Origin of the sequence: Microbacterium lushaniae (assembly GCF_008727775.1) — a bacterium.
Lineage (GTDB): Bacteria > Actinomycetota > Actinomycetes > Actinomycetales > Microbacteriaceae > Microbacterium > Microbacterium lushaniae.
In genome coordinates, this window is record NZ_CP044232.1 from 1,375,382 (window position 1) to 1,398,913 (window position 23,532).

Consider the following 23,532-nt stretch of genomic DNA (forward strand, 5'->3'; position numbering starts at 1 on the left):
GGAGAACGAGATGTCGGTTGACTGCCGGTTCGGAGCCAACTACACGCCCTCGAAGGGCTGGCTGTACGGCTGGGTCGACTGGGACCCCGCCTCTATCCGGCGCGACTTGGAGGCGATCGCCGGGCTCGGCTTCGACCACATCCGACTGCAGTGCCTGTGGACGTACTTCCAGCCCAACCGCACGTTCGTGAGTCCCACGATGCTCACGCGACTGACCGAGGTCGTGGAGATGGCCGCCGAGTGCGGTCTCGATGTCGTCATCTGCGTCCTGAACGGGTGGATGTCCGGCACATTCTTCCGTCCGATGTGGCAGCGGGAGTCGACGAACCTGTTCACCGACACCGAGGCGCTCGACGCTGAGCGGCGCCTGATCACGGCGGTGGCCGGCGCAGTCCAGGGCCACCGGAACGTCCTCGGGATCGACATCGGCAATGAGCCCAACGCGCTCGCGTCGTATCGCGGCAACAATGTGTCGCGTAGCGAGGGCGACGCGTGGGCATCGGCGCTGCTCGAGCACTCCGAGCGTGTGATGCCCGGTGGATTGCACACCATCGGCGTCGACCATATGCCCTGGCTCCGCGATGATGCGCCATTCAGCCGTGAACGCCTCGGGGAGGCGGGTGCAGTGACGAGCATCCATTCGTGGGTCTACTTCACGGGTGCGCTCGAACGCTATGGCAGGGAGGGCACGGGAACGCTCCACCTCGCCCGGTACCTGATCGAACTGGGTCGGGCCTACGGACGGACGGACGGTCGGCCGGTGTGGTTGCAGGAGATCGGCGTCTCCTCCGAGTGGGTTCCGGAAGAGGCGCTGCCGGAGTTCGCGGCCGCGCTGCTCCGGAACGCGCTGATCGCGAGGCCGTGGGGCGTCACGTGGTGGTGCTCCCACGACATCGACCGCGCACTCACGGGATTCGACGAGCTCGAGTACGACCTCGGCCTGCTGACCGTGGACAACCAGGTCAAGCCCGTGGGCGCCGCGCTCGCGGAGGTGATCGCGGCGCATCGCCGCGGTGCCGCGCTCGATCCAGCCGACCTCGCCCGTCCCCGGCCGGAGCTCGTGCTGCCGGAGGGCCAGGTGCCGGACCTCGCCTTCGCGGATGGCTATTTCGATCTCGTTGCTCGCGGCGAGGATCCCGTCATCGTGTGCGAGGAGACCGCGATTGTCCGGTCGAGCCGGGCCTCGCAGGGTTGACCGGGTCGCCCGCGTTGTCGGAGTCGCGTGATTCCGGACTGTTCGGCGGAGGCCGACCCACAAGTGCGCCTCGAGCTCATGTCGAGAGCCGAGAACGACGCTCTCACCTGATGGTTCCCTCACTCATCCCGCGGAGAGGTCACGCCGGCGGAAACCGGCAACGGCGACCACAAACAGTGCCAGCGCTGCCGCGCTCAGGCCGATCATGTGCGCCGGGTTGAGCGGCGTGGCGGGGTAGTCGCCGATCCACCAGAAGGGCGACAGCGCTCTGAGCGCGGCTGGGAGGTTCACGAGGACACCGAAGAACGTTTCGACGACGACGTAGGCGAACAGGGCCCACGCGAGCGGGGTCGCTCGAGGTATCCATGCGTAGAGCGCGGCGGTGAACGCGAGCATCACCGCGATGGCGAGAGAGAACGCCCCGGCACTGGTGAGCAGGGTTCCGAGGCCGACGTCGCCCCCGGAGATGAGAACTCCGATCCACAGCGCGACTGCGCCGCCGACGGTGACCAGAACGAAGGTGCCCAGCCCGACCACCCCCAGATGCGAGAGCAGCACGGTGGCCCTCGGTACGGGGCGGGACAGGGTCAGTCCCAGGCGCCCCTCATCCTCTTCGGACTTGATCCGCAGGGTCGTGGCGATGCAGTAAACGGCGGCGGCGAGCGCGTTGTGCAGCATCATCAGCCCCAGGAACGCCGCCAGCGGATCGTCTCCGAAGATCGCAGCGGTGAGGTCGTTCTGATCGGCGATGTCACGTAGGACGTCGCCGAAGCCTTCGCCGACGAACAGGCCGGTGAGTCCGAACATGGCGACGCAGCCGACAAGCCACCACAGCAGCGAGGTCCGCTGCTGTCGGAGGGCCAGTGCGAATGGATGGGCCAGAGCGGGAGTCGCGTCGGAGCGACCCGTGCGTTCGGGCAGGAGCGCACCGCCGAGGTCTCGGCGCGATGCGAGGAGAGCGCCGATCGCGAGGGTGAGGATGATCGCGAACACGCTCACCCCGAGCGGCCACACCCGCAGGTCGACGTACGCCCTCAACTGCTGCGGCCAGGCGAGGGGCGAGAACCAGGAGAGCGGACTGCCGTGCGGCTGCACGATGTCCCCCAGACCGCGGATCATCAATGCGAGCCCGAGGGCGGCCATGGCGAGCCCTGACGCGCCGCGTGGGTGCAGGGTGAGTTGGCAGGTGACCGTGGTGACCCCGGCGAACACCAGCGCTGTCGCCATGAGCCCGGCCATCATCGCGATCGTGTCGGGAACGGGGAGCCCTGCAGCGATCAGAAGCGCGCTGCCCAGTACGGCGAAAGCCGCATCCGCGATCGCGACCAGAAGGAAGGCGGCCACCTGCGCCGCGTGTCGCCCGACAGGCAGGGCGCGAACCAGCTCGGCCCGGCCGCTTGCTTCCTCAGAGCGGGTATTGCGGGTGATCTGGAGGATGTTCATGACCGCCAGGAGCACCATGAGCCAGATGGTCATCTCGTTGGCGAACATCGCACCGGCGGTGTAGTCGTCCGCTCCGTAGCCGGGGCCGCTGAGGAAGACGCCACCCGGGTTGGATATGGATGCGGCGCGGTTCTGGCGGTCCGCTGCCGTCGGGTAGAGCGCGCTGGTCGCTGTCACGTAGTACACGCAGAACACCGCGAGGGACCCGACCCACACGGCCAGGCGCCGCCAGTCGCGTCGGAGCAGGAAGCGCAGAAGGTGTCCGGTGCCCACCGTCGCCGAAGCCCAGGTGGGTGCCTGACCCATGGGGCGGGTGCGCGCGACGGTTCTCGACGTCATCTGGCGACCGCCCCGGAGTGCGCGAGGCCGCCGACGGTGTCGGCGGAATCACCGTAATGCCGCAGGAACAGTTCCTCGAGCGACGGTGGTGCGGCGGAGAGCGCGCGCACGCCGAGCTGGGTGAGTGCGACGAGAACGTCGCCCATGGCGGCGGCGTCGACCGCGAACCCGACCCGGGTGCCGTCCTCTCCCGGCGAGATGGTGAGGTCGTGCACCCCGGTGACCGACCGCAGGGTGGTCGGATCATGCGCGACCACGGCGGTGACCGCCGTGCGGGTCAGGTGACGCAGCTGGGTGATACTGCCGTTCTCGACCGTACGACCGTTACGGATGATGGTCACGGTGTCACAGAGCTTCTCCACCTCGCTCAGGATGTGGGAGGACAGCAGAACCGACTTGCCGGCCGCCTTGGCCTGCTGGACCTGCTCGGTGAAGATCGCCTCCATGAGCGGGTCCAGGCCCGAGGTCGGCTCGTCGAAGATGTAGAGCTCCGGGTCGATGAGGAACGCCGCCACCAGCGCCACCTTCTGGCGGTTGCCCTTCGAATAGGTCCGTGCCTTCTTCGTCGGATCCAGGTCGAAGCGGTCCAGCAGTTCGGCCTTGCGGGACTGCCGTCTCGCGGTGTCGGACGACGGGCGATGCAACCGTGTGAGGTAATCGATCGCCTCTCCGCCGGTGAGGTTCGGCCAGAGGCTCACATCGCCGGGGACGTAGGCCAACCGGCGGTGCAGGGCGACGGCATCGCGCCACGCGTCACCGCCGAAGAGCCGGGCGATGCCGGAATCCGTCCGCTGCAATCCCAGCAAGGCCCGGATCGTGGTCGATTTGCCGGCGCCGTTCGGGCCGAGGAAGCCGGCGACCTCCCCGGGACGGACGGTCAGGTTGAGGCCGTCGAGCGCTGTGACAGAGCCGAACGACTTGCGCAGATCGACGACTTCGATCGGGTTGCCGGTCATGGTCATGTGAGTGATCCGTTCGTAGGGTTCGTTGAGAGGGCGCGGGCAGCGCGCAGCGAATGCGGCGAGGCCGGGCGCGGCCTCACCGGGTGCAGTCGGTGGTCGGCTACGGGGCGTGGTCGTCGGCGGGCACTCGCTGCACGCGGGTCCAGCCTTTCCAGCCCCGCTCCTCCAGGAGGGTCAGCAGCCGCCTCGCAGCCGGTGCGGCCTGAGCCATGGTCGCGTCCAGCAGGGCGACGAAGCGGTCGTCCAACCCGTCGCCGCCCGTCGTGCCGGCCTCGACGGCACGCACATTGATCCGGTGCAGGATGTCGGCGGCCTCGACCACGCGCGGATCGTCCGCCGTCCAGGTCATCCCGTCGCTCAGAAGCGTGTAGAGCCGCACCATGTCGGGGTCGTCCAGGTCGGCGTGCTTCTGAGCGATCACGGCGTCGATCTGGTCTGGTAGCTGGGCGGCAACCATGATCCAGGCGTCTCTTTCCAGCTCGATGTACCGCTCCTCGATGCCGAGCCCGCGCAGCCGGTCCAGATAACCGACCACGCTGGCCGGCAGCGCGGTCGACTCGCCGGCGGCGAGCCGGGCGAGCCGCCTGCGGGAGTCCTGCAGCCGTCGAACCTCGGTACGCAGCCGCTTGTCGATCTCCCGCACCCCCGCCGCGAACTCGTGCGGGCCGGCGTCGAGGAGGTCCTCCACCTGGGCGAGAGGCACGCCGGCGCCGGCCAGGACGTGGATGCGGATCAGCCGCACGACGGCGGCGGCGTCGTAGCTGCGGTACCCGGAGCGGTCGCGTTCCGGCTCGGGCAGCAGCCCGACCTTGTGGTAGTGGCGGACGGTGGCCACCGTCACCCCGGCATATGCGGCGAGTTGGCTGATCGCGAGCATGACACCCACCCTGCCTCAGGCGATCTTCCGCCGGTAGACGACCATCGCGGCGACGTACGCCGCGATGAAGATGCCGACGCACCACGCCAGCGCGATCCAGATGTCGCCGCTCACCGGCTGCCGGGTGAACAGATCGCGGATGGTGTTGACGATGGAGGTCACTGGCTGGTGCTCCGCGAACCACCGCACGGGGCCGGGCATCGACGCGGTGGGCACGAACGCGGAGCTGATGAACGGCAGGAAGATCAGCGGGTAGGAGAAGGCGCTGGCACCCTCGATCGACTTCGCCGACAGGCCGGCGATGACCGCGACCCAGGTCAGCGCGAGGATGAACAGGAGCAGCATGCCGGCCACCGCGAGCCACCCGAGCACTCCCGCATCCGCTCGGAAACCGAGCAGCAGCGCGACGCCGATGACCAGCACAACCGAGATGAGGTTGGCCGTCAGCGAGGTCAGCACGTGCGCCCAGAGCGCTGCCGAGCGGGCGATGGGCATGGAGTGGAACCGGTCGAAGATTCCGCCCTGCATGTCGGTGAAGAGCCGGTATGCGGTGTAGGAGATGCCCATGGCCACCGTGATCAAGAGGACGCCAGGCAGCACGTAGTCGATGTATCCGCCCGACGCGGAGTCGGGGCCGGTGTCCACGGCGCCGCCGAGCACGTAGACGAACAGCAGCATGATCGCGATCGGCATCACGGCGGTCGTGATGATCGTGTCGGGGCTGCGGGTGACGTGCTTCAGCGAACGGCCGGTGAGGGTGGCGGTGTCGCCGAAAAAGCGCGAGGTCATGGTGTTCCCTTCTCGTCGGCACCGTTGTACCGGGCGTCGCTGTCGCTGTCCGCGCCCACGAGCGCGAGGAAGATGTCTTCCAGGGAGGGTTGTTTCTCGACGTACTCGACTTCGGTGGGCGGCAGGAGCTGCTTCAGCTCGTCCAGGGTTCCCTCGACGATGATCCGGCCCTTGTGCAGGATCGCGATCTGATCCGCCAGTTCCTCGGCTTCATCCAGATACTGCGTCGTCAGCAGCACGGTCGTCCCGCCCGCTGCGAGCTTTTCGACCGCCTTCCACACCTCGATGCGCAGCTCCGGGTCAAGGCCGGTGGTCGGCTCGTCCAGGAACACCACCGGCGGGTTCCCGATCAGGCTCATCGCGATGTCCAGCCGTCGGCGCATGCCGCCCGAGTACGTGCCGACCTTCCGCCCGCCGGCATCCGTCAGTGCGAACCGGCCGAGCAGGTCGTCGGCGATCGCACCCGGGTTCTTCAGGTGGCGGAGCTTGGCCACGAGGACCAGATTCTCCCGGCCGGTGAGGATGTCGTCCACGGCGGCGAACTGACCGGTGAGGCTGATGGACTCCCGTACCTGTGCGGGCTGGGAGGAGACGTCGAAACCGTTGATGGTGGCCGTTCCCGCGTCCGAGCGCAGGAGCGTGGACAAGATCCTGACGACGGTGGTCTTGCCCGCCCCGTTGGAGCCGAGGAGGGCGAAGATGCTTCCAGGGGCGACTTCGAAGTCCACCCCGCGGAGCACCGCGAGCTTCCCGTACGACTTCTCCAGCGCGTGCACCCGGATCGCCGGCGCAACTGTCGTCCCCGCGGTCATGACCGGCGGCTCCCGTTCTCTGCCCCGTCGTCCATGTCGCCGACGACCTTCTCGATGAAACCCGACATCATCCGCCTCTCTCGATGGGCCGCGCCGCCTCTGCGGGGGCCGCTGCACTCAGGATGCGGGGTTGATGCAGGATCAAGGTCAAGACCCGATCTGCCTCGGGATTCGCCCGTGCCGCGCGGTTGCCCGGGTCGGGCACGGGGCGGTGATCCTCTGCCCGGCCATAGTGTGGGGTAAGCACAGGGTCGGTGTGCGCGGATTCCAAAAAGACCGCACCGGTCTCGACTGATGTCACGGGGGGTGACGACGCGTGCAGTTGTTCGGACGTCAGCATGAGCGCGAGATCATCGAGCGCGTCCTGGCGGAGGCGCAAGCCGGCCGCTGCGGCGTCCTGTTCGCACGCGGTGAGGCCGGCATCGGGAAGACAGCCCTGCTGGACTACGCCGGCGCAGTCGCCGATCCGCTGGGGTTCCGGGTCGTGCGTGCGGTCGGCATGGAGTCGGAGAGACAGTTCGCTTACGCGGCGCTGCACCAGCTGTGTGCGCCTCTTCTGAAGTACGACGCTGCCCTGGCCGAGCCGCAGCGCGACGCACTGGCCACCGCGTTCGGTCGGAAGACGGGCCCCCCGCCCGACCGGTTCCTCGTCGGTCTGGCCATGTTGAATCTGCTGGCGGAGAGCGCCGAGGAACGGCCGCTCCTCTGCCTCGTCGACGACGCGCAATGGCTGGACCGGGCTTCGGCCGAGGTCATCGCCTTCGCGGCTCGGCGAGCGCACGCCGAGCGCCTGGTGATCCTCGTCGCGGCGCGCGACACCGACGACAGCGAGGCCGCTCCCTTCGCCGGCCTGCCGGCGCTGACGCTCCCCGGGCTCGGCGACAGCGACGCGCGGGCGCTGCTGGCCGCCGAGATCCGCATGCCGATCGATGACGCGCTCCGGGATCGCGTCATCGCGGAAGCCCACGGGAATCCTCTGGCCCTGCTGGAGCTGCCCCGAAACTCCCGTCCCGAGATCCTGGCCAGCGGGCTCGACGCGCACGAGCGACCGAGCGTCACACGTCGTATGGAGGAGGCGTTCCGGCACCGTTCGGCCGAGCTGCCGGCGGAGACTCAACGGCTCCTGCTCGTCGCTGCGGCCGAACCGACGGGCGAGGTGGCGTTGCTGTTCCGGGCGGCGTCGCACCTCGGCATCCCACGCTCCGCGGCTGCTCCGGCGGAGAATGTCGGCCTGTTCCGCATCGACTCCCTGGTGCGGTTCCGTCATCCGCTGGTGCGCTCGGCCATCTACGCCGCGGCGACGCCATCCGAACGCCGCCGCGCGCACGAGGCGCTGGCGGCCGCCGGCGACGCGCGCGTCGATCCGGATCGCCGTGCGTGGCATCGGGGGCAGGCCGTCCTCGGTCCGGACGCGGACGTCGCCGACGAGTTGGAGCGCGCCGGCCACCGAGCGCTCGCCCGCGGCGGGATGGCGGCGGCGGCGGCGTTCGTTCAGCGCGCGGCCGAGCTGACGCCCGAACCCGCGCTGCGCACCCAGCGGGCGACGCTCGCGGCGCAGGCGAAATACGAGGCGGGCGCGGCGGATGAGGCGTTGACGCTGCTCGCGCTCGCCGCGCAGGGACCGCTCAGTCCCTTCGAGGCCGCTCGGCTCACTCTCTTCCGTGCGCACATCACCTTCTACCTGGCGCAGGGGAGCGAGCTCCCCTCGGAGTTCCTGGATGCCGCGCGTGCGCTGGCGCCGGTCGAGCCGAGGATGGCGCGGGAGGCCTTTCTGTTCGCCCTCAACGCGGCTCTCATCGCCGGCGGCGATGTGCGAGGCGTCGCCGAGGCGGCCCTCGCGGCACCTCCCGCGCCGGATCCTCCCCGGCCGCTGGACCTACTGCTCGACGGCCTCGTGTCGGTCTATACGGACGGCTACGCCGCCGGGGTGAGCGTGCTCCGGGAGGCTCTCATATCGTTCTGCGACGAGGAGGTCGACAGAGACATCGTCGGACACACCGACAGCGACCGCTGGCTGTGGCTCGCGAACCGCACGGCCCTCGCGCTCTTCGATGACGACCTGATGCGAGACCTGGCGGTGCGCAATGTCGCCCTCACGAGGGAGGCGGGAGCCGTGGCGACCCTTCGTGCCGCGCTGGTCTCGCATTCGGTCGCTCTCGCCCTGAGTGGCGACTTCAGCGGAGCGGGCGAACTCGCCGCGGAAGCCGCGGCGATCGCTCGAGCGACGGGGGCGGCCCCCCTGCCCTACGGGGATCTCATCCTGGCGTCGTGGCGCGGCCGGGCCGCGGAGACCACCGCCCTCCACCGGGAGAGCATCCGGGGGAAGGAGGAGGGGCGGGGAGCCGAGGTGACGCTGGCGCACTACGCGCTCGCCGTGCTCCACAACGCCACCGGGGAGTTCCTTCCCGCCATGACCGCGGCCCAGCGTGCGGCCGAATCCGATGAGCTCGCTGTCGTGAGCCTCGCCCTCCCCGAACTCGTCGAAGCGGCCGCGCGGGCCGGTCGCCTGGAGGAGGCTCGCGCAGCCGCCGACGAGCTGTGCGTGCGAGCGCAGGCGAGCGGCACGCGGTGGGCGCGAGGTCTGGCCTCCCGTGCGCGGGCACTGATCGCCCAGGACCGCGCGGCCGAGGAGCACTACCGCGACGCGATCGAGCAGCTGACGGGTTCCCGCGCCGCCGGCCACCTTGCGAGGACTCACCTCCTCTACGGTGAATGGCTCCGCCGGGAGGGTCGCCGCCGCGATGCGCGCGAGCAGCTGCGCACGGCACATGACATGTTGACCGACATGGGCGCGGCGGGGTTCGCCGAGCGCGCGGCGAACGAATTGCGCGCCACGGGCGAGCACCCGCGTGCGCGCACATCCGCGCCCGGCGTCGTGCTGACCGAGCAGGAGCTGCACATCGCACGCCTGGTCGCCACCGGAGCCACCTCCCGCGAGGTCGCGGCGACGCTGTTCCTCAGCCCGCGGACGATCGAGGCCCACCTGCGGAGCATCTTCCGGAAGCTGGGCATCAGCTCCCGTCGCGACCTCAAGGAACTCCAGCTCTGACCCCCGCTCGACCCTTCAGAACCCGCCGCCGAGCTTGACCCGGTCCCGACCACAGGGCGTGGACTGAGACCGACGGAGACGAGGTCGATCGAATGTCCTGGAGCACACGAGAGCTGGCAGAACTTGCCGGAACCACGGTCAACACCGTGCGGCACTATCACCGGATAGGCCTTCTCGACGAACCCGAGAGAGGGCCCAACGGCTACAAGCACTATGGGAGCAGCCACCTGCGCCAGCTGCTCCACATCCGGCGCCTGAGGGAGCGCGGCGTCCCCATTGCGGAGATCCCCCCGGACGATGGCCCGCACTCGGACGAGCGGATGCTCCGTCTGATCGAAGCGGATCTGTCGGCGAGCATCGACCGGCTTCAGCTCGCGCGGGCCGAGATCAGGGCCATGCTCTCGGCCCGGGCCGCCGGCTCCGGGGCGGCCGATCGCGACGATGCCCGCGACGGCGTCGGAGGCGACGACGGCGCTGACGCGAGTGCCGCGGCGACGAGGTGACTCAGATCGATGGACAAAGTCGGCGGCAGGGTGATGTCGCTGGGGCGGGGCACGTACATGGGGTCCTCCTGGGCTGGGGCGGCGGGAACGCCGTGAGTGGGGTTCGGACGAGTCGGCGGGCGGTCTCTACTCGCCGCCGAAGAGCCCGCCGTCGAGGAGCCAGTTGTACCGCAGCCGCAGCGCCCGCTCGGTGCTGGCGGCCAGCGTCGCCACGAGGAGCGAGATGTTCGCCCACGCGGGGAGCTGGACGGGACTGGAGAACGTGCCGACCATCTCGGCGACCGGCGGGATCTGCGTGATCTGCTCGAGAATCTGCGGTATGCCCAGAACGAGGGAGACCGCGAGGACGACCAACGACGCGGCGCCCATGGCGCGGCTGGCCGCGGGATGAGTCCGTTCCAATCGGGCGCGCCGTCCCTCGGCGGAGGAGGGATCGGGTGAGAGCTGACGCTCGCTCCCGTCGGGGGTGACGTAGTGACTCCGCTTGACCCCGAAGGCGCTCACCGCGACTTCGATCGCTCCACCGGGTACCGGAAACGCCGCCGGGGGTTTCGCCGTGGCCTGGTGCACACCGTCGAGGTACAGGCGCGCGCGCACCTCGCCGTCGGCATCGCCCCCGGGGCGGACATCCACCGACCAGGTCTGCCGTGAGCCGTCGTCGCCGGCAAGCTGCAGGTGGAAGAGGGAGCGGGAGAACTGCTGCCACCAGCGGTAGCGGGGCAGTCGCTTCCCCTCACCGAGGGTGACCGGCTCATCGCGCGACATGGGGTGTCCTCTCCACTCCGCCGGGGTCAGACGCCGACGACGAAGGTGAGTGCCGCCCATACCGAGACGGTCGTCACGGTAGTCCAGAAGATGATCGCCACCGCCTGCCAGAGCAGAACCCATGCCCGGGCGACGCCGCTGCCGACGAGGATGGCGGAGGTGATCTGGGTCGGGATGGCCAGGGGACCCAGGATGCTCGCGCCGGGGACGCCGAAGCGGACGAGCCACTTCTTGAAGCGCGCCCGCCCCTTGGATTCGGGCTTGGCGGAGGTGATCTGATCGAAGGTGTCGGCCGGCTCATCGAAGCGTGACGCCTCGGATGATCCGGCCGCCACACCTGCTCCCACCCGGATCGGCCGGCGGACGACGGCGGTGCGTGCCCCGGACGTGAGCAGCACCACGAGGAGCACGCTCACGAAGTTGCCGATGGCCGCGGCGATGCCGGCGACCAGGGGATGGAGGCCGCCGATGATGCCGATCGTGGCTCCCAGCTCCCCCTCGAGGAAGGGGATGGCGGCGGCGAGCATCACGATGAGGGGCTGGACGAGCTCGGGCACCTGGCTCACGAGCTGTTGGAAGTTGCTGACGAGTTCCTGCAGGGGATTCATGGCTCCGGCTTCTTTCTTCGGGACGGCGAGTCGGGAGATCTCTCGACCCGGTGCCCAGTAGAGACCGTGTTCTCAGAACCAGGTCAAGCGGTGTGTCGCACGGACGGCGAAGCGTCGTCGTCCGCCGAGCGGTGCGCGGAAAGCAGCTCCTGCGCGAGGATTCCCGCGCGCGCGAGCACGTCGAGCTGGGCGGGGTTGTAGAGCTCGGTCACGGCCTGGATGAAGGTCTGTCGCGTCACGTGGGCACTCTTGGACAGGTGCCCCGCCGGATCCGACAGCCACGGGTACTCGATCAGGTTCTGCGCGAGCGTGGGCGCGAGCTGCTCGGCGAGCTGCTGGCGGGTGACCTCGTCCGCATCCGCGGGGAGAGCGCCGATCTCGTCGCCGACGGCGCCGGCTTCGGCATCCACTTCGACCATGCGCCGCAGATCCGCCATCGCCTCCTCGTCGTACAGCCGGGAGTAGATGTGGATGATCGAGCTGTCGGCTTCGGACAGGTGCGAGGCGACGGACGCGAAACCCGGGGGCGCATCGGCGGGGGCTCCGTCATCCAGGATCGCCGCGATGTCGGCACGGGCCTGCTGCAGGCGTGCGATGTTCTCCGCCAGTTCGGCATCCAGCGCGTGCAGCACCTCGGGAGTGTTCTCCCCACCTGTGCCGACCACTCCCACCTGCGACAGCGGCACGCCGAGATCGGCCAGCCGCCGGATCCGCAGCAGGCGCACGAGATGGCGCACGCCGTACTGCTTGTAGCCGTTGTACCGGCGCTCGGGTTCGTCGAGCAGACCGACCCGGTGGTAGTGGCGGACGGTGTTCACGGTCGTGCCCGCCAGGTCGGCGAGCTCGCGTGTGCTCCAGGCCATGCGACGGCCCTCCTCAGCGCGCCGCCGGGCCGCGCGTCCCGGCGGCGCACAGCAGGGTGCCGCCCAGCGCCGCGGCGAGGCTGATCGCCCCGGCGTAGCGGGTCGCCCGCTCGCTCCCGGGCGCGGCCGGCCGGGTCAGGGGATACGGCGGCGGGGTGTCGCGCGTCCCGGTCAGGGCGCCGGACCGGGTCGCCGGTATGCGCTGGGTCGTCAGGGGTTCTCCGTGTTCTTCGGGCATGCAGCCACGATGGCAGCGGCCCCGGCGGCTTCGCGTCGGTAGCTCACCCTTATTTCCTCCGTGTGGTGAGAACCGGCTTCCGGATTGTCAGCGCCGGCGGGCGACCATCCGCTCCTCCAGGTGCCACGTGCGCGCCTCGTCGTCGGAGTACTCGCCCAGCCACACGAAGCGGTCGGGGCCGATCTCGGTGAACCGCCACCGGAGGAAAGGCGCGTCGTCGGTGCTGACGAGGTGGATCTGGTCGCCCACCTCTCGGCCGATGAACTTCCGCACCCGTCCGTTGACCGGTTCGATCCACGTGGATCGCCATGCACCCAGCACCTCGTCGAAGAATCTCACCGTCGTGCCGTGGAAGCCATAGGGCGCCTCGCCGGCGCCCGGCTGCCCAGGTCCGGGCACGGTCCACACGTCCTGGACCGCGCGGCCGCCGAGCACCCAGCCGAAGTGGACCTCGCCGACGGCCCCCTCCGGTGCCGCCGCGTCACCCGGTCGCGACCACTCGAGGCTCCAGGAGCCGACGAACCGGCCGAACGTCTCGGATGCTGCGTGACCGGGCCCGCCGCTGAGCAGGTGTTCGCTGAGAGGAGTCGACATGCGGCGAGGCTACGCGCGCCCACCGACATCCGGGTCGCGCTCCCGCTAGCGTGGAGATCCCGGCCACGTGCTGATTCCTGCAGAGCGGAGACCACCATGACCGAGGCCCACGCAACGTCGCGCGCACCCTTTTTCGCCAGACCCCGGCGGGGGGCAGCGATCGCGGCTGCGATTCTCGGCGCGGTGGGTGTGGCCGGCGGGGTGGCCGCGGTCGTCCTGGACCTCGGGTGGGTGGTGTGGGTGCTGTCGCTGGCGGCCGTCGGGCTGGCGGTCCTGTGCGCCCTGAGCGGTACGCGCCGGTCGGCACTCATCGGCCTCGTCGCCGGCGCCGCTGTCGTGGCCGGCGGATGCCTCGCGGTCGATGGCCGGCCGCCGGTGCCGCAGGGGTGGCAGGTGCTCCCAGACATCTCGCCCAGCGAGGATGTCGACGACTACTGGGAGGTCGGCGGCACCGACGACGTCCGCGTCCTGGCCGAACGGGATCGGAACGCGCTCGTCGGGTACTCCGACGATGGGTCGGTCCTGTGGGTCAACGACGACGTCGCCGAGGTGGAGGGCTGGTCCGCCGTCTCGGCGGGGGATTCGGTCGTGGCGTTCGCCGCCGGGACATCGGACGGACCCGCCATGTCCATCGCCACGGCGACGGGGGAGACCGAGTGGTCTGCCGAAGTGGATGGGGCAGAGCCCTTCTCCGCGAATGCCGACGTCATCGTCTTCACCGACGGGGAGCGCACCCTCGCCGTGGATCGGCGAAGCGGCGAACGCGTGTGGGAGACCGCGGGCTCGGCGATCGCAAGCAGCGAGGGCCGATCGTCCTTCAATCCGCAGCGCTGGACGCCCGAAGCCGACTGGATCGTCGTGTCCGTCGACGATGCGGACCGGTACGCGGTCGTGGATACCCGCACGGGTGAGACCGCCATCACCGCGCAGCTGGGCGAGTACGGCGAGTGGGTCATCGCCGGCGACACGCTCGTGACCTTCGGCTACGAAGACGACCGGCCCGTCGCCGTCGGCATCCCCTTGGCAGGCGGGGCCGGCTGGACGACGGAGATCACCGGTGGTGACCGGCCCGAGTCGTATCAGCCTGCCGACGCGGATGTGCGCCTGGTGAACCGGGCCTCCGTGCAATGGCTGGACGGGAGCGACGGCGAGCTCACCACGTTCGACCTGCCGACGGGCTGGACGGTAGACGACACCGGCGGCGACACCGACGGCGCCAGGGGCCTCGTCGCCCAGCACCGCGACCGCGACGGCGACTCGGTCGCGATCGGCCTGCTGGACCCGCGCACCGGCGACCTCATCCCGATGGATCAGCGGGTGGCGGGCGCACAGGTGACCGGCGCGACGGCGAGCGGGACGATCGTCGAGGTGACGTACCGCGACGCCGTCGGCGGCACGCATGAGCGAACGGTGCTGATCCCCGACGCGGCCCTGTCTCCCTGACGCGGAGAGGTCTAGCCTCGGCCCGGCGGCCGCTGCGGAGCATCCGCCGGAGGGATCGCATGCGGAAGCTCCAGGACACTCAGCCGCTGTGGCACGCGCTGATCTGGATCGGGATCTACATCGCCGCCGTGAACGTCGGCGATGCCGTGGGCGGGCTGCTGCACTTCCCGGGAACGACGAGCATCGTCCTCCTCACCCTCTCCGTGGTCCTGGTCGTCTACCTGCGGCGCACGCGCCGACTCGCCTTCTACGGGGTGCGCCGCGTGCAACCGGGCACGCTGCCGGCGACGGCCTTCTTCATCCCGCTCTTCGTCACCGCCTTCGTGTCCTACGGCAAGGGATGGGCTCCCGGACTGGACACGGAGACGGTGGTCTTCGCAATCCTGCTGGTCGCGGGGGTGGGGTTCGTCGAGGAGCTGATCTTCCGCGGGTTCCTGCTGCGCGCACTGAGGGCGGAGGGCCGGTTGACGTGGGCGATCGTCGTCTCCGGTGTCACGTTCGGGGTCGGGCACGTCGTCAACCTGCTGCGCGGGTACTCGCTCACCGAGCAGCTGGTGCAGATCGTGCTGGCGATCCTGGTCGGCATCGCGCTGGCCTACGGGGTCGTGCTGACCGGGAGCATCCTGCCCGGAGCCGTCTTCCACGCGCTGTTCAACCTCAGCGGCACCCTCACGACCGACTCCGTCTGGGGTGAGACCGTCGTGGCGGGCATCATCGCGGCCGTGATGATCCCGTACATCTTCTTCCTCCGCAGTCGCCTGGCGGCGGTGGGACCTGCGCCCGATCCGCCGGCCGAGTCCGCCGGCTCACGCTGACCTGTCGATGGGGGAGGTCGCGGGGACGGATACTGCCGGCCCGGGGCGCGACCGCCGGCGGATCGTCGTCGCCAAGGCTGAGCCGAACCCGAGCGCCGCCGCCACGATGGACGCGATCAGCGCGACCTTCAGCGCCGGCAGACCGTCTCCGAGCGTCTCGGCGGCGATCGAATACAGGACGGAAGCCCCCGCGATGCCCAGGGCGGCGCCGAACTGGAAGCACGTGTACAGGACCGCGCTGACGACACCCTGGTCTTCGCGAGGGGCGCGCTCGGTGGCCGCGATCGTCAGCGGGCCGTACGCGAAGGTGAAGGCCAATCCGAGGGCCACGAGCCCCGGAAGGAAATGCAGATAGTGGTCAGCGCCATCCAGCGGGAGGAACAGGGTGTAGGAGATCAGGGCGAACCCCAGGCCGGTGGTGGCCACCGGCCACACACCGAATCGCCGGACCAGCAGCGGCGTGACCAGGGGAGCCAGGATCGCGTCCATCGCCAGCACCAGCATGCCCAGCGCCGAGTGGAGCGCCGACCACCCGAGGGACTCCTGCAGGTAGAAGACGAACACGAGTTGGAAGCCCGCGAAACCGGCCGCCAGCGAGGCGGCCCCGATCACCGCCGGCACCGCCGCGGATTGCGACAGAACCGACAGGGACAGGAGCGGCTCCGCCGCCCGTCGGAGTCGCGCGATGAAGAGCAGGAAGGCGGTCACGGCCGCGACCGTCCACGCCACCGGGGGGAAGGGGCCGGCGTGGTGGGCGAGGGATTCGATGCCGAGCATGGCGAACGCGACGGCGGCGGCGATGAGCACCGCTCCGGGATAGTCCACGCGCGACCCGCGCCGGCCCGTGACATCGCGCGGGACCAGAGCCGACGCCCCGGCGAACAGGAGGACTCCGACGCCCGCGGGGAAGAGGAAGACCCACCGCCAGCCCAGGAGGGAGAGGAAGCCTCCGGCGACCAGGCCGATCGAGAAACCCGCCGCCCCGATGCCCGCGTAGATGAGAACCGCGCGATCCCGTACGTGCCCGGCCGGATACGTCGTGTTGATGATCGCCAGCCCCGCCGGCATGAGGAAGGCCGCGCACGCACCGGTGAGGACGCGCATCGCGATGAGGATCCAGACGTCGTCGGCGAGCCCGCCCACGAGCGAGAACGCGGTGAACGCCGCCAGCCCGACGAGGAAGACGCGGCGGTGCCCGTACGCGTCCGCCACGCGCCCGCCGACGAGCATCAGAGCGCCGTAACTGACGACGTATCCGCTGACGATCCACTGGACCTGCGGAGTCGTCAGGCCCAGGTCGGCACGGATGGAAGGAAGGGCGACGTTGAACATCGCGACGTCCATGCCCTCGAGGAAGGCCGCGCCGCACAGGACGGCGAGGAGGGCGGCTCGCGCCAGTGGCGCCGAGGGGATGGGGCGGGACATCGGGGCCTCCGGGTTCGGTTACCAATTGTTCGAGGCCTCATATTGCGTCACCATGGAGGCATGGTGGAAGAAGGCACTTTGCAGTCACCCGGTTACCACAAGGGAACGGAGGGGTGGGACGCCTTCCAATGGGATCGGCGCGAGGACTGCGAGGTTCGCCAGATCCTCGATCGCATCGCCGACAAGTGGTCGTTGCTGGTGATCGCCCTTCTCGACGACACCCCGATGCGCTTCACCGAGCTGCAGCGTGCCGTGGACGGCATCAGCCAACGGATGCTCACCGTGACGCTGCGGCACCTCGAGCGTGACGGCCTGGTGAACCGGGTGGTCTACCCCGTCATCCCCCGCGCGTGGAGTACAGCCTCACCTCGGTGGGGCGGGGTTTGCACGCCACCGTGCAGTCGCTGGTGACGTGGACCGAGGAGAACACCGACTACATCGTGCGTGCGCGCAACGAGTACGACCGCCGCGAGGACGGCGCCCCCACCGGATGAGGCGGGCCGCGCGTCAGGCTGGTCCGCCGGGGTGCGCGAGGTCGTAGGCCCGCGCCACCTTCTGCGGGACGACCATGCGCCACGCGTCGACGACGAGCTCGCGCGCCTCGCCCGGATCCAGTGCCTCGAGGTCGGCGTGGACCCAGTTGAAGCGGAGGTCGGATGCCGAGGGCATCTGGAACTTGCGCGGATCGCCGCCCACCAGCGCCTCCCGCTCCTCCTTGGGGAAGGCGAACCCCATGACGCTCTGGTCCGACGAGAAGGCGACGTACACCAACGAGCCGACGCGGAACTTGAGCTTCCCGCGCACGTAAGCGGGGGAGGAGCGCTCCAGCGACGTGCCCAGGGCGAGGACGTCGCCGATGACCGCCATGCCGACATCCCAATCGGGTCCGCCGCATCCGTCAAGGACACGCGGGTATTCTGGCGCTAGAATAGCGGCGTGGAACTCACTCCGGCCGAGTTGACCCTCCTCGGGCTCGTCGTGGAGCGCCCGCAGCACGGCTACGAGCTGGAACAGGTCATCGAGCAGCGCGGCATCCGGCAGTGGACCGACATCGGCTTCTCCTCGATCTACTATCTGCTCGCCAAGCTGGAGAAGCGCGGACTCGTGGAAGCGGCGCAGGCATCCGGCGGTGCGAAAGCCCGGCGCGTCTTCCACGCCACGGCCGACGGGCGGGATGCGGCGGCCCGCGGCGCCCGCACCCTCATCGCCGAAGCGGCACCTGCGCCGCACCCCGTACTGGCCGGGATCGCGAACCTCCCGCTGCTCGCCGAGCACGAGTACGCCGCCGCGCTGGGCGCCAGGCTCGTGCAGATCGACGCGCGGATCGCGGCGGTCGAGGCCGCCGAGCGCGCCCAGGAACCCCTCCCGATGGCGGCATCCGAAGTCCTCTCCTACTCGCTGAGCCTCATGAAGGCAGAAAGGTCGTGGCTCGCAGCGCGGGCCCAGGTGTCCCATGACCGAGAAGATCGATCTGAAGAAGACCCTCGACAGCTACCGGGCGCCTCGGGGTGAATTCCGCATCGTCGACGTCCCCGACCTGCAGTACCTGATGATCGACGGGCACGGCGACCCGAACACGTCACCGGCGTACTCCGAGGCCCTGGAGGCGCTGTACCCGGTGGCGTACAAGCTGAAGTTCGCCAGCAAGCGGGAGCTCGGGCGCGACTACGTCGTCCCGCCGCTGGAAGGACTGTGGTGGGCCGATGACATGGCGGCCTTCACCGCATCGCGCGACAAGTCCCAGTGGGACTGGACGATGATGCTCCTCGTCCCCGATTGGATCGAGACCGCCATGGTGGCGGATGCTGTCGCCCAGGCCGGAGCGAAGGCCCCGCCCGCGCGCCTGGCCGACGTCCGACTCGAGGGACTCTCTGAGGGGCGCTGCGTGCAGACCCTGCACGTCGGCTCGTTCGACGACGAGGCGCCCGTCCTCGCCCGCATGCACGAGGAGTTCATCCCTGCCCAGGGTCTCCGCATGGCCGGCCGGCATCACGAGATCTACTTCAGCGACTTCCGCACGGTCGCCCCCGAGAAGCTCCGCACCATCCTGCGCCAGCCCGTCACGCCGGGCCCGCCGCAGTGATCCGACCCTCATGCGAAGCGGCGTCGCCCCGCGTCAGGCGGCTTCGCCGCGCGTGAGCCCGAGAGTGGCGATGAGGTCTTCGTGAAGCTGGAACCAGACGCGGTGACACGAGTCGACGCCTCCGCGGTCGACCCAGTCGTGGTCTCCCGCCCGGGCCCGCCGGAGTGCGGCGGCGAAACGAGTGTCATATCCGCCGAAGCGCGCCAATCGGCCGCTGAGCCGCCGGATGAGCGGGCCCAGAAACCCCTCGAGTGAGCCCAGTTCCGCCAGGACGCCGGCGTCCCAGTGCGGATCCAGGTGATCGTTCTGGGCGAGCACGTCGGAAGGGGAGGGGCGCACCTGCCAGTCGGCGCAGGCTGCCAGCAGGCGTGCATTCGCGGGGAGGAAGTCCCGGTGCGCCTCGGCGAGCGCTCCTCGTGCACCGGATTCGTCGAGCTCCCGTGCGAGCTGCCGCTCGTTCTCGATCTTCCCCGCCTCGGTCAGCGACCATCCGGAGAGGTCGATGAACCTCGAGTGCTGGACCCACCCGCGCCGCTGGAAGTCGCGCAGGGCGTCGTCGGCCTGGACGGGCTCCAGGCCGAACCGTTGCGCGACCTCCGGGGTGTCGGCGAAACCTGCGAGGCGCACCGAGTGCAGGACGAGCAGGCCGGATGCCGAGGCGCGGGTCATCGGCGGCTGCTTCGCCGCTCGGTCAGGCGGTTGTAGTGCTGCTGGCAGGCTTGCGGAGAGTTGAACCCCATCGACTCGGCGATCTGAGCCCACGTGAGACCCGCGCTGCGGGCAACGAACAGCAGGCCCGCCTCCAGTCCCTCGACCTCCGAGCGAGCCTCGGCGAGAAGGGTGAGCGCGCTGAGCAGGCCGTCGGTGGGGAGGTCGGGGGATCGCCAGAGGGCGAACTGGGCCAGATCGATCGCGGAGGGGTGGGATGCGGGCCGCCACGGGCGAGGGTCGAGCGCTTTCGCGCCGTGCTCATGCAGGGTCGCGCGCGCCATCCGGTAGCGGTCCGCCGCGGCGTGGTCTTCCCGCGCTGCGTCGGCGATAGGGGTCTTGCGGATCACAGGATCAGCATGAAGAATCAACGGATCGTTGTCAACGTTCTGTTGAAGGGGCGCCATGATCCGCTGGCTCGAGGACGCCGTCGCGCAGGAGTGCGGGGCCAAGGCGGCGACCATGGGCGCGTTGCGCCGGGCGGGATTTCCCGTACCGGAGGGCTTCGTCATCCCCTTCTCCGCCTACCTCGGCGCAGTGACGCGGAGCGCTCCGCGCGCAGGGGCCGACGACGTCCTGTCCGGCGCCGGCGTTCCGGTGATCCCGCCGGAGATGACGGAGGCGATCGCGCGACACCTGTCGGGCTGGGGTGGTGCGCCCGTGGCGGTGCGTTCTTCTGCGCGCGACGAGGACGCCCAGGGCGCCTCCGCCGCCGGCCAGTACGCCACAGTGCTGGGCGCGCACGACGTCGGGTCGGTGAGCGCCGCCGTCCGCACCTGCTGGTCCTCCCTGCACGGCGACCGCGCCCGCTCGTACCGTCATGGCCTGCCACGCCGCCCGCACCCCGGGCCGGCGATGGCTGTCATCGTTCAGCGGCTCGTCGACGCGCGGGTCTCCGGAGTGATGTTCACCTCGAGTCCGGGGCAGGTCACTCGTATCGAATGCGCCTGGGGATTGGGGATCGGCACCGTGGGCGGCACCGTCGATCCCGACCGGTACGAGGTCCACGGCGACGGCGCTGTGGTGCGCACGATCGGGCGGAAGCTGACCCGTTCCGATCGCTCGGGAGAGACCATTCGCACGCGGCGCGTGCGGCCGCCGCAGCGCGTCGCACCGACCATCGATGACGCCACGGCGAGGACTGTGAGCGGGCTGGGTCAGGACATCGCCGACGTGCTCGGTGCCCCGCAGGACATCGAGTGGGCGATGGATCGCGACGGGATCTGGATCCTCCAGGCGCGTCCGGTCACCGCCGATATCCCTTCGCCCGTCAGCAGCACGGCGTCCGCCCCGCTCCAGGGAATTCCGGGCAGCCGTGGGATCGCGTGCGGTCCGGCGCGGATCATCACGGGGCCGGCCGACTTCGTCCGTGTTCGGCGGGGGGACATCCTCGTGTGCCGGTACACCGACCCCAGCTGGACGCCCCTCCTGCGCGCGGCTGCCGGCGTCGTCACCGAAACCGGAGGTGCGCTCTCGCACGCCGCGATCGTGGCCCGCGAGCACGGCATTCCCGCTGTCCTCGGTGTCCCGCGCGCCACCAGCCGCATCACCGAATCCGCCGCGCTCACCATCGACGGGGCACGCGGCACCGTCGACCTCCACCGCCCGCCCCCCTATCCCATGGAGCAGAAGTGAGAACATCAGCCACGCCCCTCCGGCCCCACGCGCGATCATGACGACACGTCACCTCTACATTGCACGGCACGGCGCAGCCGACCCGTTCGGAACCCTCACCGAAACCGGTCGTCGGCAGGCGGAGCTCCTGGGGGAACGGCTCGCGTCCCTGCCCATCAGCGCGATCTGGCACTCGCCGTTGCCCCGCGCCGCCGCCACCGCCCGCGAGGTGGCCCGGCACCTCCCGGCTGCTACCGTCGCCGAAGCGGCCGAACTCATCGACAACATCCCCTACGTCCCGCCCGGCGACACGATGCCCCCGGGCTGGGCGGGCTTCTTCGACGGTTACGCGGAGGCAGACGCGGCCGCGGGTCGGCGGACTGCCGACACGCTCACGGAACGTTTCGCGACGGCGGGACCCGCGGGGCAGGGGACGGCAGAGCGGCACGAAGTGCTCATCACGCACGATTACCCGATCGCGTGGCTCGTGCGCCACGCGCTGGAGTCCCCGCCCGCGCGCTGGCTGGACCTCACCAGCGCGAACGCCGCACTCACCGTGCTCACCTACCGAGCAGGGGCTGCTCCGACGGTCATGATGTTCAACGACATGAGTCACCTCTCCGACGACCTGCGATGGACGGGGTTCCGACCGGCGCTCCGCCCGTGAGAATGGAACGGTGACGCCCGCGAGCCCCGTCTTCCGCGCGCCCATGCGGTCGCGGCAACGCGGCGTGGATGGCGGAGCAGCCGTGGAGCGCGCGCTCACGCACGGCCTCTGCGGGATCGGCGGCGTGCTGGCATCCAGACCCGCCTCCCTCGCGGCGGCCGCCGAGCAGGTGGCCGCCCGCTACGACGAGAGGATGGCCCGGCGGCTGGAGCGGTTCGCGGCGGCGCCCGATGGCGCATTCGTGTGGACCCGGGATGCCGAGGGACTCCTCTGGCTGGGGCGCCTGGACGGCGGGTGGCGCTACGACGGGGGCGCCGAGGCGGCGGCGGTCGACCTCGTGCACGTCCGCCCCTGTACGTGGCTGGATGCGCCGATACCCCACGACGACGTGCCGCCGGGCGTGCACCGGACCTTCGCCCGCGGCGGACGCAACTGGCAGCAGATCCACGACGGCACGGTGTCCGGGCTCACGTCCGGGCTGTGGAACGACTCGCGCTGAACGGCGTCCTTCCCTCGAGTGGGGCCGGCTCGCGCCGCGGCGGTCGGGTCACTCGTCGATGATGGCGGCGAGCCCGGCGATGACGCGGCCGAGCCCGAACTCCCATGCGGCGTCCGGGCTGTAGGGGCCGCCCATGCTCTCGCCCGCCGCGGCTCCCACGCGCCGTGCCAGCGGGAAGTCCTGCCCCACGTAGTGGGCCAGCGTGTCGGCCGACTCCGACCAGATCGCGCCGAATTCGGGGACGACGAGCCGGGCGGATGCGTTGGCCTTGACGAAATCCAGGACGAACGCGAGGGTGGCGTCGCGCTGCACCCCGTCGATCCCGGTGTCATCGAACGCGTGGAGCTCGTGGTCGTACTTGGCGATGGTGCCGGGCCCGAGCGCCGAGCGCGGGTCGTGCACGTCGAGGAGCCAGGGGTGCCTGGTGTGCAGCGCGAGGTTCGCGTCGGCGACGGCGCGCACGCGCGAGCGCCAGTCCATATCCCGGTACGGCGGCGGTGTCATCGTCGTGTGCGCGCTGTCGGTCATGAGGACCACAAGATCGTCGCGCGAATTGACGTGCGTGTACACCGACATCGTCGACATCCCGAGCGACTGCGCCAGCGCCCGGACCGTCACTGCGTCCAGCCCTGACGCGTCCGCCAAGGCGATCGCGCCGTCGACCACGGTGGACGTCGATCGCTTCGCTCGCGGCCCGCGGCTCCCGCCATCGGGGGCGTTCGGATGACCGCGCCAGAGGAGGTCGATCAACGGTCTCGGCACGCTCCCATTGTGTCGCACCACCACACTACGTACAATGTACGGAGTTAGACAGGAGGAGCGGATATGCACATCACCCAGTCGGCGATCTCTCTCAACGTGCGCGACGTGGACGCGTCGGCCGAGTTCGCCAGGAGGCATTTCGGATTCGAAGACCAGATGGCATCCGACGGCTTCGTGTCGCTGGGGCATCCGACAGCGGGGGTCAACCTCATCTTCCTGGCGACGGGCCTGTCCACGTTCCGGCCGGCAGAGGTGGCAGGACCGGCGGGTCAGGGCCTGCTGCTGGTGTTCGTGGTCGACGGTCTGGACGCCGAGTTCGCGCGCATCCAGACGTCCGGGGCACGTGTGGTGACACCGCCGGAGACGGAGCCGTGGGGAGAGCGCTTCTGCCAGTTCGCCGACCCCAACGGCCTGATCTGGCAGCTGGTGGAGTGGGTGGACGACGTGGTGCCGACCACGTCGTGATCCCGTCGTGCCCG

General features: G+C 70.2%; 26 protein-coding genes and 1 pseudogene. 12 read left to right on the forward strand and 15 right to left on the reverse strand.

The features are described from left to right. Window positions 1-10: 10 nt before the first annotated feature. The gene (locus tag F6J85_RS06355; protein ID WP_191906772.1) at window positions 11-1,195 is read left to right on the forward strand and encodes a glycoside hydrolase 5 family protein; all 1,185 of its coding nucleotides are present in this window, start codon (window positions 11-13) and stop codon (window positions 1,193-1,195) included. Between the two features lie 123 nt (window positions 1,196-1,318). On the opposite strand, the gene F6J85_RS06360 is transcribed toward F6J85_RS06355, so the two are convergent. The 5 genes from F6J85_RS06360 to F6J85_RS06380 form a co-directional block, all read right to left on the reverse strand. Beyond that, entirely contained in the window at window positions 1,319-2,977 is a 1,659-nt protein-coding gene (locus F6J85_RS06360; protein WP_202980876.1) for an ABC transporter permease, read from the reverse strand. Further along, window positions 2,974-3,939, reverse strand: coding sequence for an ABC transporter ATP-binding protein (locus F6J85_RS06365; protein WP_150924297.1), 966 nt, complete (start codon window positions 3,937-3,939; stop codon window positions 2,974-2,976). Before F6J85_RS06365 ends, F6J85_RS06360 begins: the two co-directional genes overlap by 4 nt. A gap of 100 nt (window positions 3,940-4,039) precedes the next feature. Beyond that, entirely contained in the window at window positions 4,040-4,816 is a 777-nt protein-coding gene (locus tag F6J85_RS06370; protein WP_150924298.1) for a MerR family transcriptional regulator, read from the reverse strand. A gap of 15 nt (window positions 4,817-4,831) precedes the next feature. Continuing rightward, entirely contained in the window at window positions 4,832-5,605 is a 774-nt protein-coding gene (locus F6J85_RS06375) for an ABC transporter permease (RefSeq protein ID WP_150924299.1), read from the reverse strand. Then, a complete protein-coding gene (locus F6J85_RS06380; RefSeq protein WP_150924300.1) occupies window positions 5,602-6,417 on the reverse strand; it encodes an ABC transporter ATP-binding protein in 816 nt (271 codons plus the stop codon). Before F6J85_RS06380 ends, F6J85_RS06375 begins: the two co-directional genes overlap by 4 nt. 316 nt (window positions 6,418-6,733) lie before the next feature. Between F6J85_RS06380 and F6J85_RS06385 the strand changes: the two genes are divergently transcribed. Continuing rightward, entirely contained in the window at window positions 6,734-9,466 is a 2,733-nt protein-coding gene (locus F6J85_RS06385) for an ATP-binding protein (RefSeq protein WP_150924301.1), read from the forward strand. A 92-nt stretch (window positions 9,467-9,558) separates the two neighbouring features. Further along, window positions 9,559-9,969, forward strand: a complete 411-nt coding sequence (locus tag F6J85_RS06390) for a helix-turn-helix domain-containing protein (protein WP_150924302.1) — start codon at window positions 9,559-9,561, stop codon at window positions 9,967-9,969. A gap of 126 nt (window positions 9,970-10,095) precedes the next feature. Here F6J85_RS06390 and F6J85_RS06395 read toward each other — a convergent pair whose 3' ends face one another. The 5 genes from F6J85_RS06395 to F6J85_RS06415 form a co-directional block, all read right to left on the reverse strand. Continuing rightward, complete coding sequence (locus tag F6J85_RS06395; RefSeq protein WP_150924303.1) at window positions 10,096-10,734, reverse strand: hypothetical protein; 639 nt, start codon at window positions 10,732-10,734, stop codon at window positions 10,096-10,098. Between the two features lie 26 nt (window positions 10,735-10,760). Continuing rightward, window positions 10,761-11,342 carry a small multidrug efflux protein gene (locus F6J85_RS06400; RefSeq protein ID WP_150924304.1) on the reverse strand — a complete coding sequence of 194 codons (582 nt, stop codon included), beginning with the start codon at window positions 11,340-11,342 and terminating at the stop codon, window positions 10,761-10,763. 83 nt (window positions 11,343-11,425) lie between these two features. After that, a complete protein-coding gene (locus F6J85_RS06405) occupies window positions 11,426-12,205 on the reverse strand; it encodes a MerR family transcriptional regulator (protein WP_150924305.1) in 780 nt (259 codons plus the stop codon). 13 nt (window positions 12,206-12,218) lie between these two features. Beyond that, window positions 12,219-12,443, reverse strand: coding sequence for a hypothetical protein (locus F6J85_RS06410; RefSeq protein ID WP_150924306.1), 225 nt, complete (start codon window positions 12,441-12,443; stop codon window positions 12,219-12,221). A gap of 87 nt (window positions 12,444-12,530) precedes the next feature. Further along, window positions 12,531-13,037, reverse strand: a complete 507-nt coding sequence (locus F6J85_RS06415; RefSeq protein ID WP_150924307.1) for a hypothetical protein — start codon at window positions 13,035-13,037, stop codon at window positions 12,531-12,533. 183 nt (window positions 13,038-13,220) lie between these two features. Here F6J85_RS06415 and F6J85_RS06420 point away from each other — a divergent pair, with 183 nt between their 5' ends. Both F6J85_RS06420 and F6J85_RS06425 read left to right on the forward strand, forming a co-directional pair. Further along, a complete protein-coding gene (locus tag F6J85_RS06420) occupies window positions 13,221-14,480 on the forward strand; it encodes a hypothetical protein (RefSeq protein ID WP_150924308.1) in 1,260 nt (419 codons plus the stop codon). A 59-nt stretch (window positions 14,481-14,539) separates the two neighbouring features. Further along, the gene (locus F6J85_RS06425) at window positions 14,540-15,295 is read left to right on the forward strand and encodes a CPBP family intramembrane glutamic endopeptidase (RefSeq protein ID WP_150924309.1); all 756 of its coding nucleotides are present in this window, start codon (window positions 14,540-14,542) and stop codon (window positions 15,293-15,295) included. Here the strand turns inward: F6J85_RS06425 and F6J85_RS06430 are convergent. Further along, window positions 15,287-16,720, reverse strand: a complete 1,434-nt coding sequence (locus F6J85_RS06430; RefSeq protein WP_150924310.1) for an MFS transporter — start codon at window positions 16,718-16,720, stop codon at window positions 15,287-15,289. The two genes, F6J85_RS06425 and F6J85_RS06430, sit on opposite strands and share 9 nt — an antisense overlap. A 225-nt stretch (window positions 16,721-16,945) precedes the next feature. Between F6J85_RS06430 and F6J85_RS18150 the strand changes: the two are divergent. Further along, window positions 16,946-17,094: pseudogene (locus tag F6J85_RS18150) on the forward strand (winged helix-turn-helix transcriptional regulator); the annotation flags it as partial. Between the two features lie 133 nt (window positions 17,095-17,227). Here the strand turns inward: F6J85_RS18150 and F6J85_RS06440 are convergent. After that, on the reverse strand, window positions 17,228-17,587 hold the full coding sequence (locus F6J85_RS06440) for an MmcQ/YjbR family DNA-binding protein (RefSeq protein WP_150924311.1): 360 nt from the start codon (window positions 17,585-17,587) through the stop codon (window positions 17,228-17,230). A 69-nt stretch (window positions 17,588-17,656) separates the two neighbouring features. On the opposite strand from F6J85_RS06440, the gene F6J85_RS06445 reads away from it, so the two are divergent. Both F6J85_RS06445 and F6J85_RS06450 read left to right on the forward strand, forming a co-directional pair. Next, window positions 17,657-18,232 carry a PadR family transcriptional regulator gene (locus F6J85_RS06445; RefSeq protein WP_150924312.1) on the forward strand — a complete coding sequence of 192 codons (576 nt, stop codon included), beginning with the start codon at window positions 17,657-17,659 and terminating at the stop codon, window positions 18,230-18,232. Next, the gene (locus F6J85_RS06450; RefSeq protein WP_150924313.1) at window positions 18,174-18,803 is read left to right on the forward strand and encodes a GyrI-like domain-containing protein; all 630 of its coding nucleotides are present in this window, start codon (window positions 18,174-18,176) and stop codon (window positions 18,801-18,803) included. Before F6J85_RS06445 ends, F6J85_RS06450 begins: the two co-directional genes overlap by 59 nt. Before the next feature lie 33 nt (window positions 18,804-18,836). Here the strand turns inward: F6J85_RS06450 and F6J85_RS06455 are convergent, their stop codons facing one another. Both F6J85_RS06455 and F6J85_RS06460 read right to left on the reverse strand, forming a co-directional pair. Continuing rightward, window positions 18,837-19,472 carry a transcriptional regulator gene (locus F6J85_RS06455; RefSeq protein WP_150924314.1) on the reverse strand — a complete coding sequence of 212 codons (636 nt, stop codon included), beginning with the start codon at window positions 19,470-19,472 and terminating at the stop codon, window positions 18,837-18,839. After that, a complete protein-coding gene (locus tag F6J85_RS06460) occupies window positions 19,469-19,861 on the reverse strand; it encodes a DNA-binding protein (RefSeq protein WP_150924315.1) in 393 nt (130 codons plus the stop codon). The genes F6J85_RS06455 and F6J85_RS06460 overlap by 4 nt, the downstream gene beginning before the upstream one ends. 55 nt (window positions 19,862-19,916) lie before the next feature. Here F6J85_RS06460 and F6J85_RS06465 point away from each other — a divergent pair, with 55 nt between their 5' ends. From F6J85_RS06465 to F6J85_RS06475, 3 genes are read left to right on the forward strand one after another with little or no spacing between them, the layout of a single operon-like run. Further along, window positions 19,917-21,146: a PEP/pyruvate-binding domain-containing protein gene (locus F6J85_RS06465; RefSeq protein ID WP_150924316.1), complete on the forward strand. Its 1,230-nt coding sequence runs from the start codon at window positions 19,917-19,919 to the stop codon at window positions 21,144-21,146. Between the two features lie 37 nt (window positions 21,147-21,183). Then, entirely contained in the window at window positions 21,184-21,792 is a 609-nt protein-coding gene (locus tag F6J85_RS06470; protein ID WP_150924317.1) for a histidine phosphatase family protein, read from the forward strand. 10 nt (window positions 21,793-21,802) lie between these two features. Beyond that, window positions 21,803-22,291: a GAF domain-containing protein gene (locus F6J85_RS06475; RefSeq protein WP_150924318.1), complete on the forward strand. Its 489-nt coding sequence runs from the start codon at window positions 21,803-21,805 to the stop codon at window positions 22,289-22,291. A 48-nt stretch (window positions 22,292-22,339) separates the two neighbouring features. Here F6J85_RS06475 and F6J85_RS06480 read toward each other — a convergent pair whose 3' ends face one another. Next, window positions 22,340-23,053: a TetR/AcrR family transcriptional regulator gene (locus F6J85_RS06480; RefSeq protein WP_150924319.1), complete on the reverse strand. Its 714-nt coding sequence runs from the start codon at window positions 23,051-23,053 to the stop codon at window positions 22,340-22,342. Between the two features lie 63 nt (window positions 23,054-23,116). On the opposite strand from F6J85_RS06480, the gene F6J85_RS06485 reads away from it, so the two are divergent. Continuing rightward, window positions 23,117-23,518, forward strand: coding sequence for a VOC family protein (locus F6J85_RS06485; protein WP_150924320.1), 402 nt, complete (start codon window positions 23,117-23,119; stop codon window positions 23,516-23,518). The last annotated feature ends 14 nt before the right edge of the window (window positions 23,519-23,532 follow it).

Excerpts from the sequence above, each read along its gene's own strand:
- F6J85_RS06415 (WP_150924307.1), bottom strand. The coding sequence starts at position 13,037 with ATGTCGACTCCTCTCAGCGAACACCTGCTCAGCGGCGGGCCCGGTCAC.
- F6J85_RS06370 (WP_150924298.1), bottom strand. The coding sequence starts at position 4,816 with ATGCTCGCGATCAGCCAACTCGCCGCATATGCCGGGGTGACGGTGGCC.
- F6J85_RS06430 (WP_150924310.1), bottom strand. The coding sequence starts at position 16,720 with ATGTCCCGCCCCATCCCCTCGGCGCCACTGGCGCGAGCCGCCCTCCTC.
- F6J85_RS06355 (WP_191906772.1), top strand. The coding sequence starts at position 11 with ATGTCGGTTGACTGCCGGTTCGGAGCCAACTACACGCCCTCGAAGGGC.
- F6J85_RS06395 (WP_150924303.1), bottom strand. The coding sequence starts at position 10,734 with ATGTCGCGCGATGAGCCGGTCACCCTCGGTGAGGGGAAGCGACTGCCC.
- F6J85_RS06365 (WP_150924297.1), bottom strand. The coding sequence starts at position 3,939 with ATGACCATGACCGGCAACCCGATCGAAGTCGTCGATCTGCGCAAGTCG.
- F6J85_RS06470 (WP_150924317.1), top strand. The coding sequence starts at position 21,184 with ATGACGACACGTCACCTCTACATTGCACGGCACGGCGCAGCCGACCCG.
- F6J85_RS06410 (WP_150924306.1), bottom strand. The coding sequence starts at position 12,443 with ATGCCCGAAGAACACGGAGAACCCCTGACGACCCAGCGCATACCGGCG.
- F6J85_RS06390 (WP_150924302.1), top strand. The coding sequence starts at position 9,559 with ATGTCCTGGAGCACACGAGAGCTGGCAGAACTTGCCGGAACCACGGTC.
- F6J85_RS06380 (WP_150924300.1), bottom strand. The coding sequence starts at position 6,417 with ATGACCGCGGGGACGACAGTTGCGCCGGCGATCCGGGTGCACGCGCTG.
- F6J85_RS06405 (WP_150924305.1), bottom strand. The coding sequence starts at position 12,205 with ATGGCCTGGAGCACACGCGAGCTCGCCGACCTGGCGGGCACGACCGTG.
- F6J85_RS06400 (WP_150924304.1), bottom strand. The coding sequence starts at position 11,342 with ATGAATCCCCTGCAGGAACTCGTCAGCAACTTCCAACAGCTCGTGAGC.
- F6J85_RS06465 (WP_150924316.1), top strand. The coding sequence starts at position 19,917 with ATGATCCGCTGGCTCGAGGACGCCGTCGCGCAGGAGTGCGGGGCCAAG.
- F6J85_RS06375 (WP_150924299.1), bottom strand. The coding sequence starts at position 5,605 with ATGACCTCGCGCTTTTTCGGCGACACCGCCACCCTCACCGGCCGTTCG.
- F6J85_RS06360 (WP_202980876.1), bottom strand. The coding sequence starts at position 2,977 with ATGACGTCGAGAACCGTCGCGCGCACCCGCCCCATGGGTCAGGCACCC.
- F6J85_RS06450 (WP_150924313.1), top strand. The coding sequence starts at position 18,174 with ATGACCGAGAAGATCGATCTGAAGAAGACCCTCGACAGCTACCGGGCG.
- F6J85_RS06485 (WP_150924320.1), top strand. The coding sequence starts at position 23,117 with ATGCACATCACCCAGTCGGCGATCTCTCTCAACGTGCGCGACGTGGAC.
- F6J85_RS06425 (WP_150924309.1), top strand. The coding sequence starts at position 14,540 with ATGCGGAAGCTCCAGGACACTCAGCCGCTGTGGCACGCGCTGATCTGG.
- F6J85_RS06440 (WP_150924311.1), bottom strand. The coding sequence starts at position 17,587 with ATGGCGGTCATCGGCGACGTCCTCGCCCTGGGCACGTCGCTGGAGCGC.
- F6J85_RS06455 (WP_150924314.1), bottom strand. The coding sequence starts at position 19,472 with ATGACCCGCGCCTCGGCATCCGGCCTGCTCGTCCTGCACTCGGTGCGC.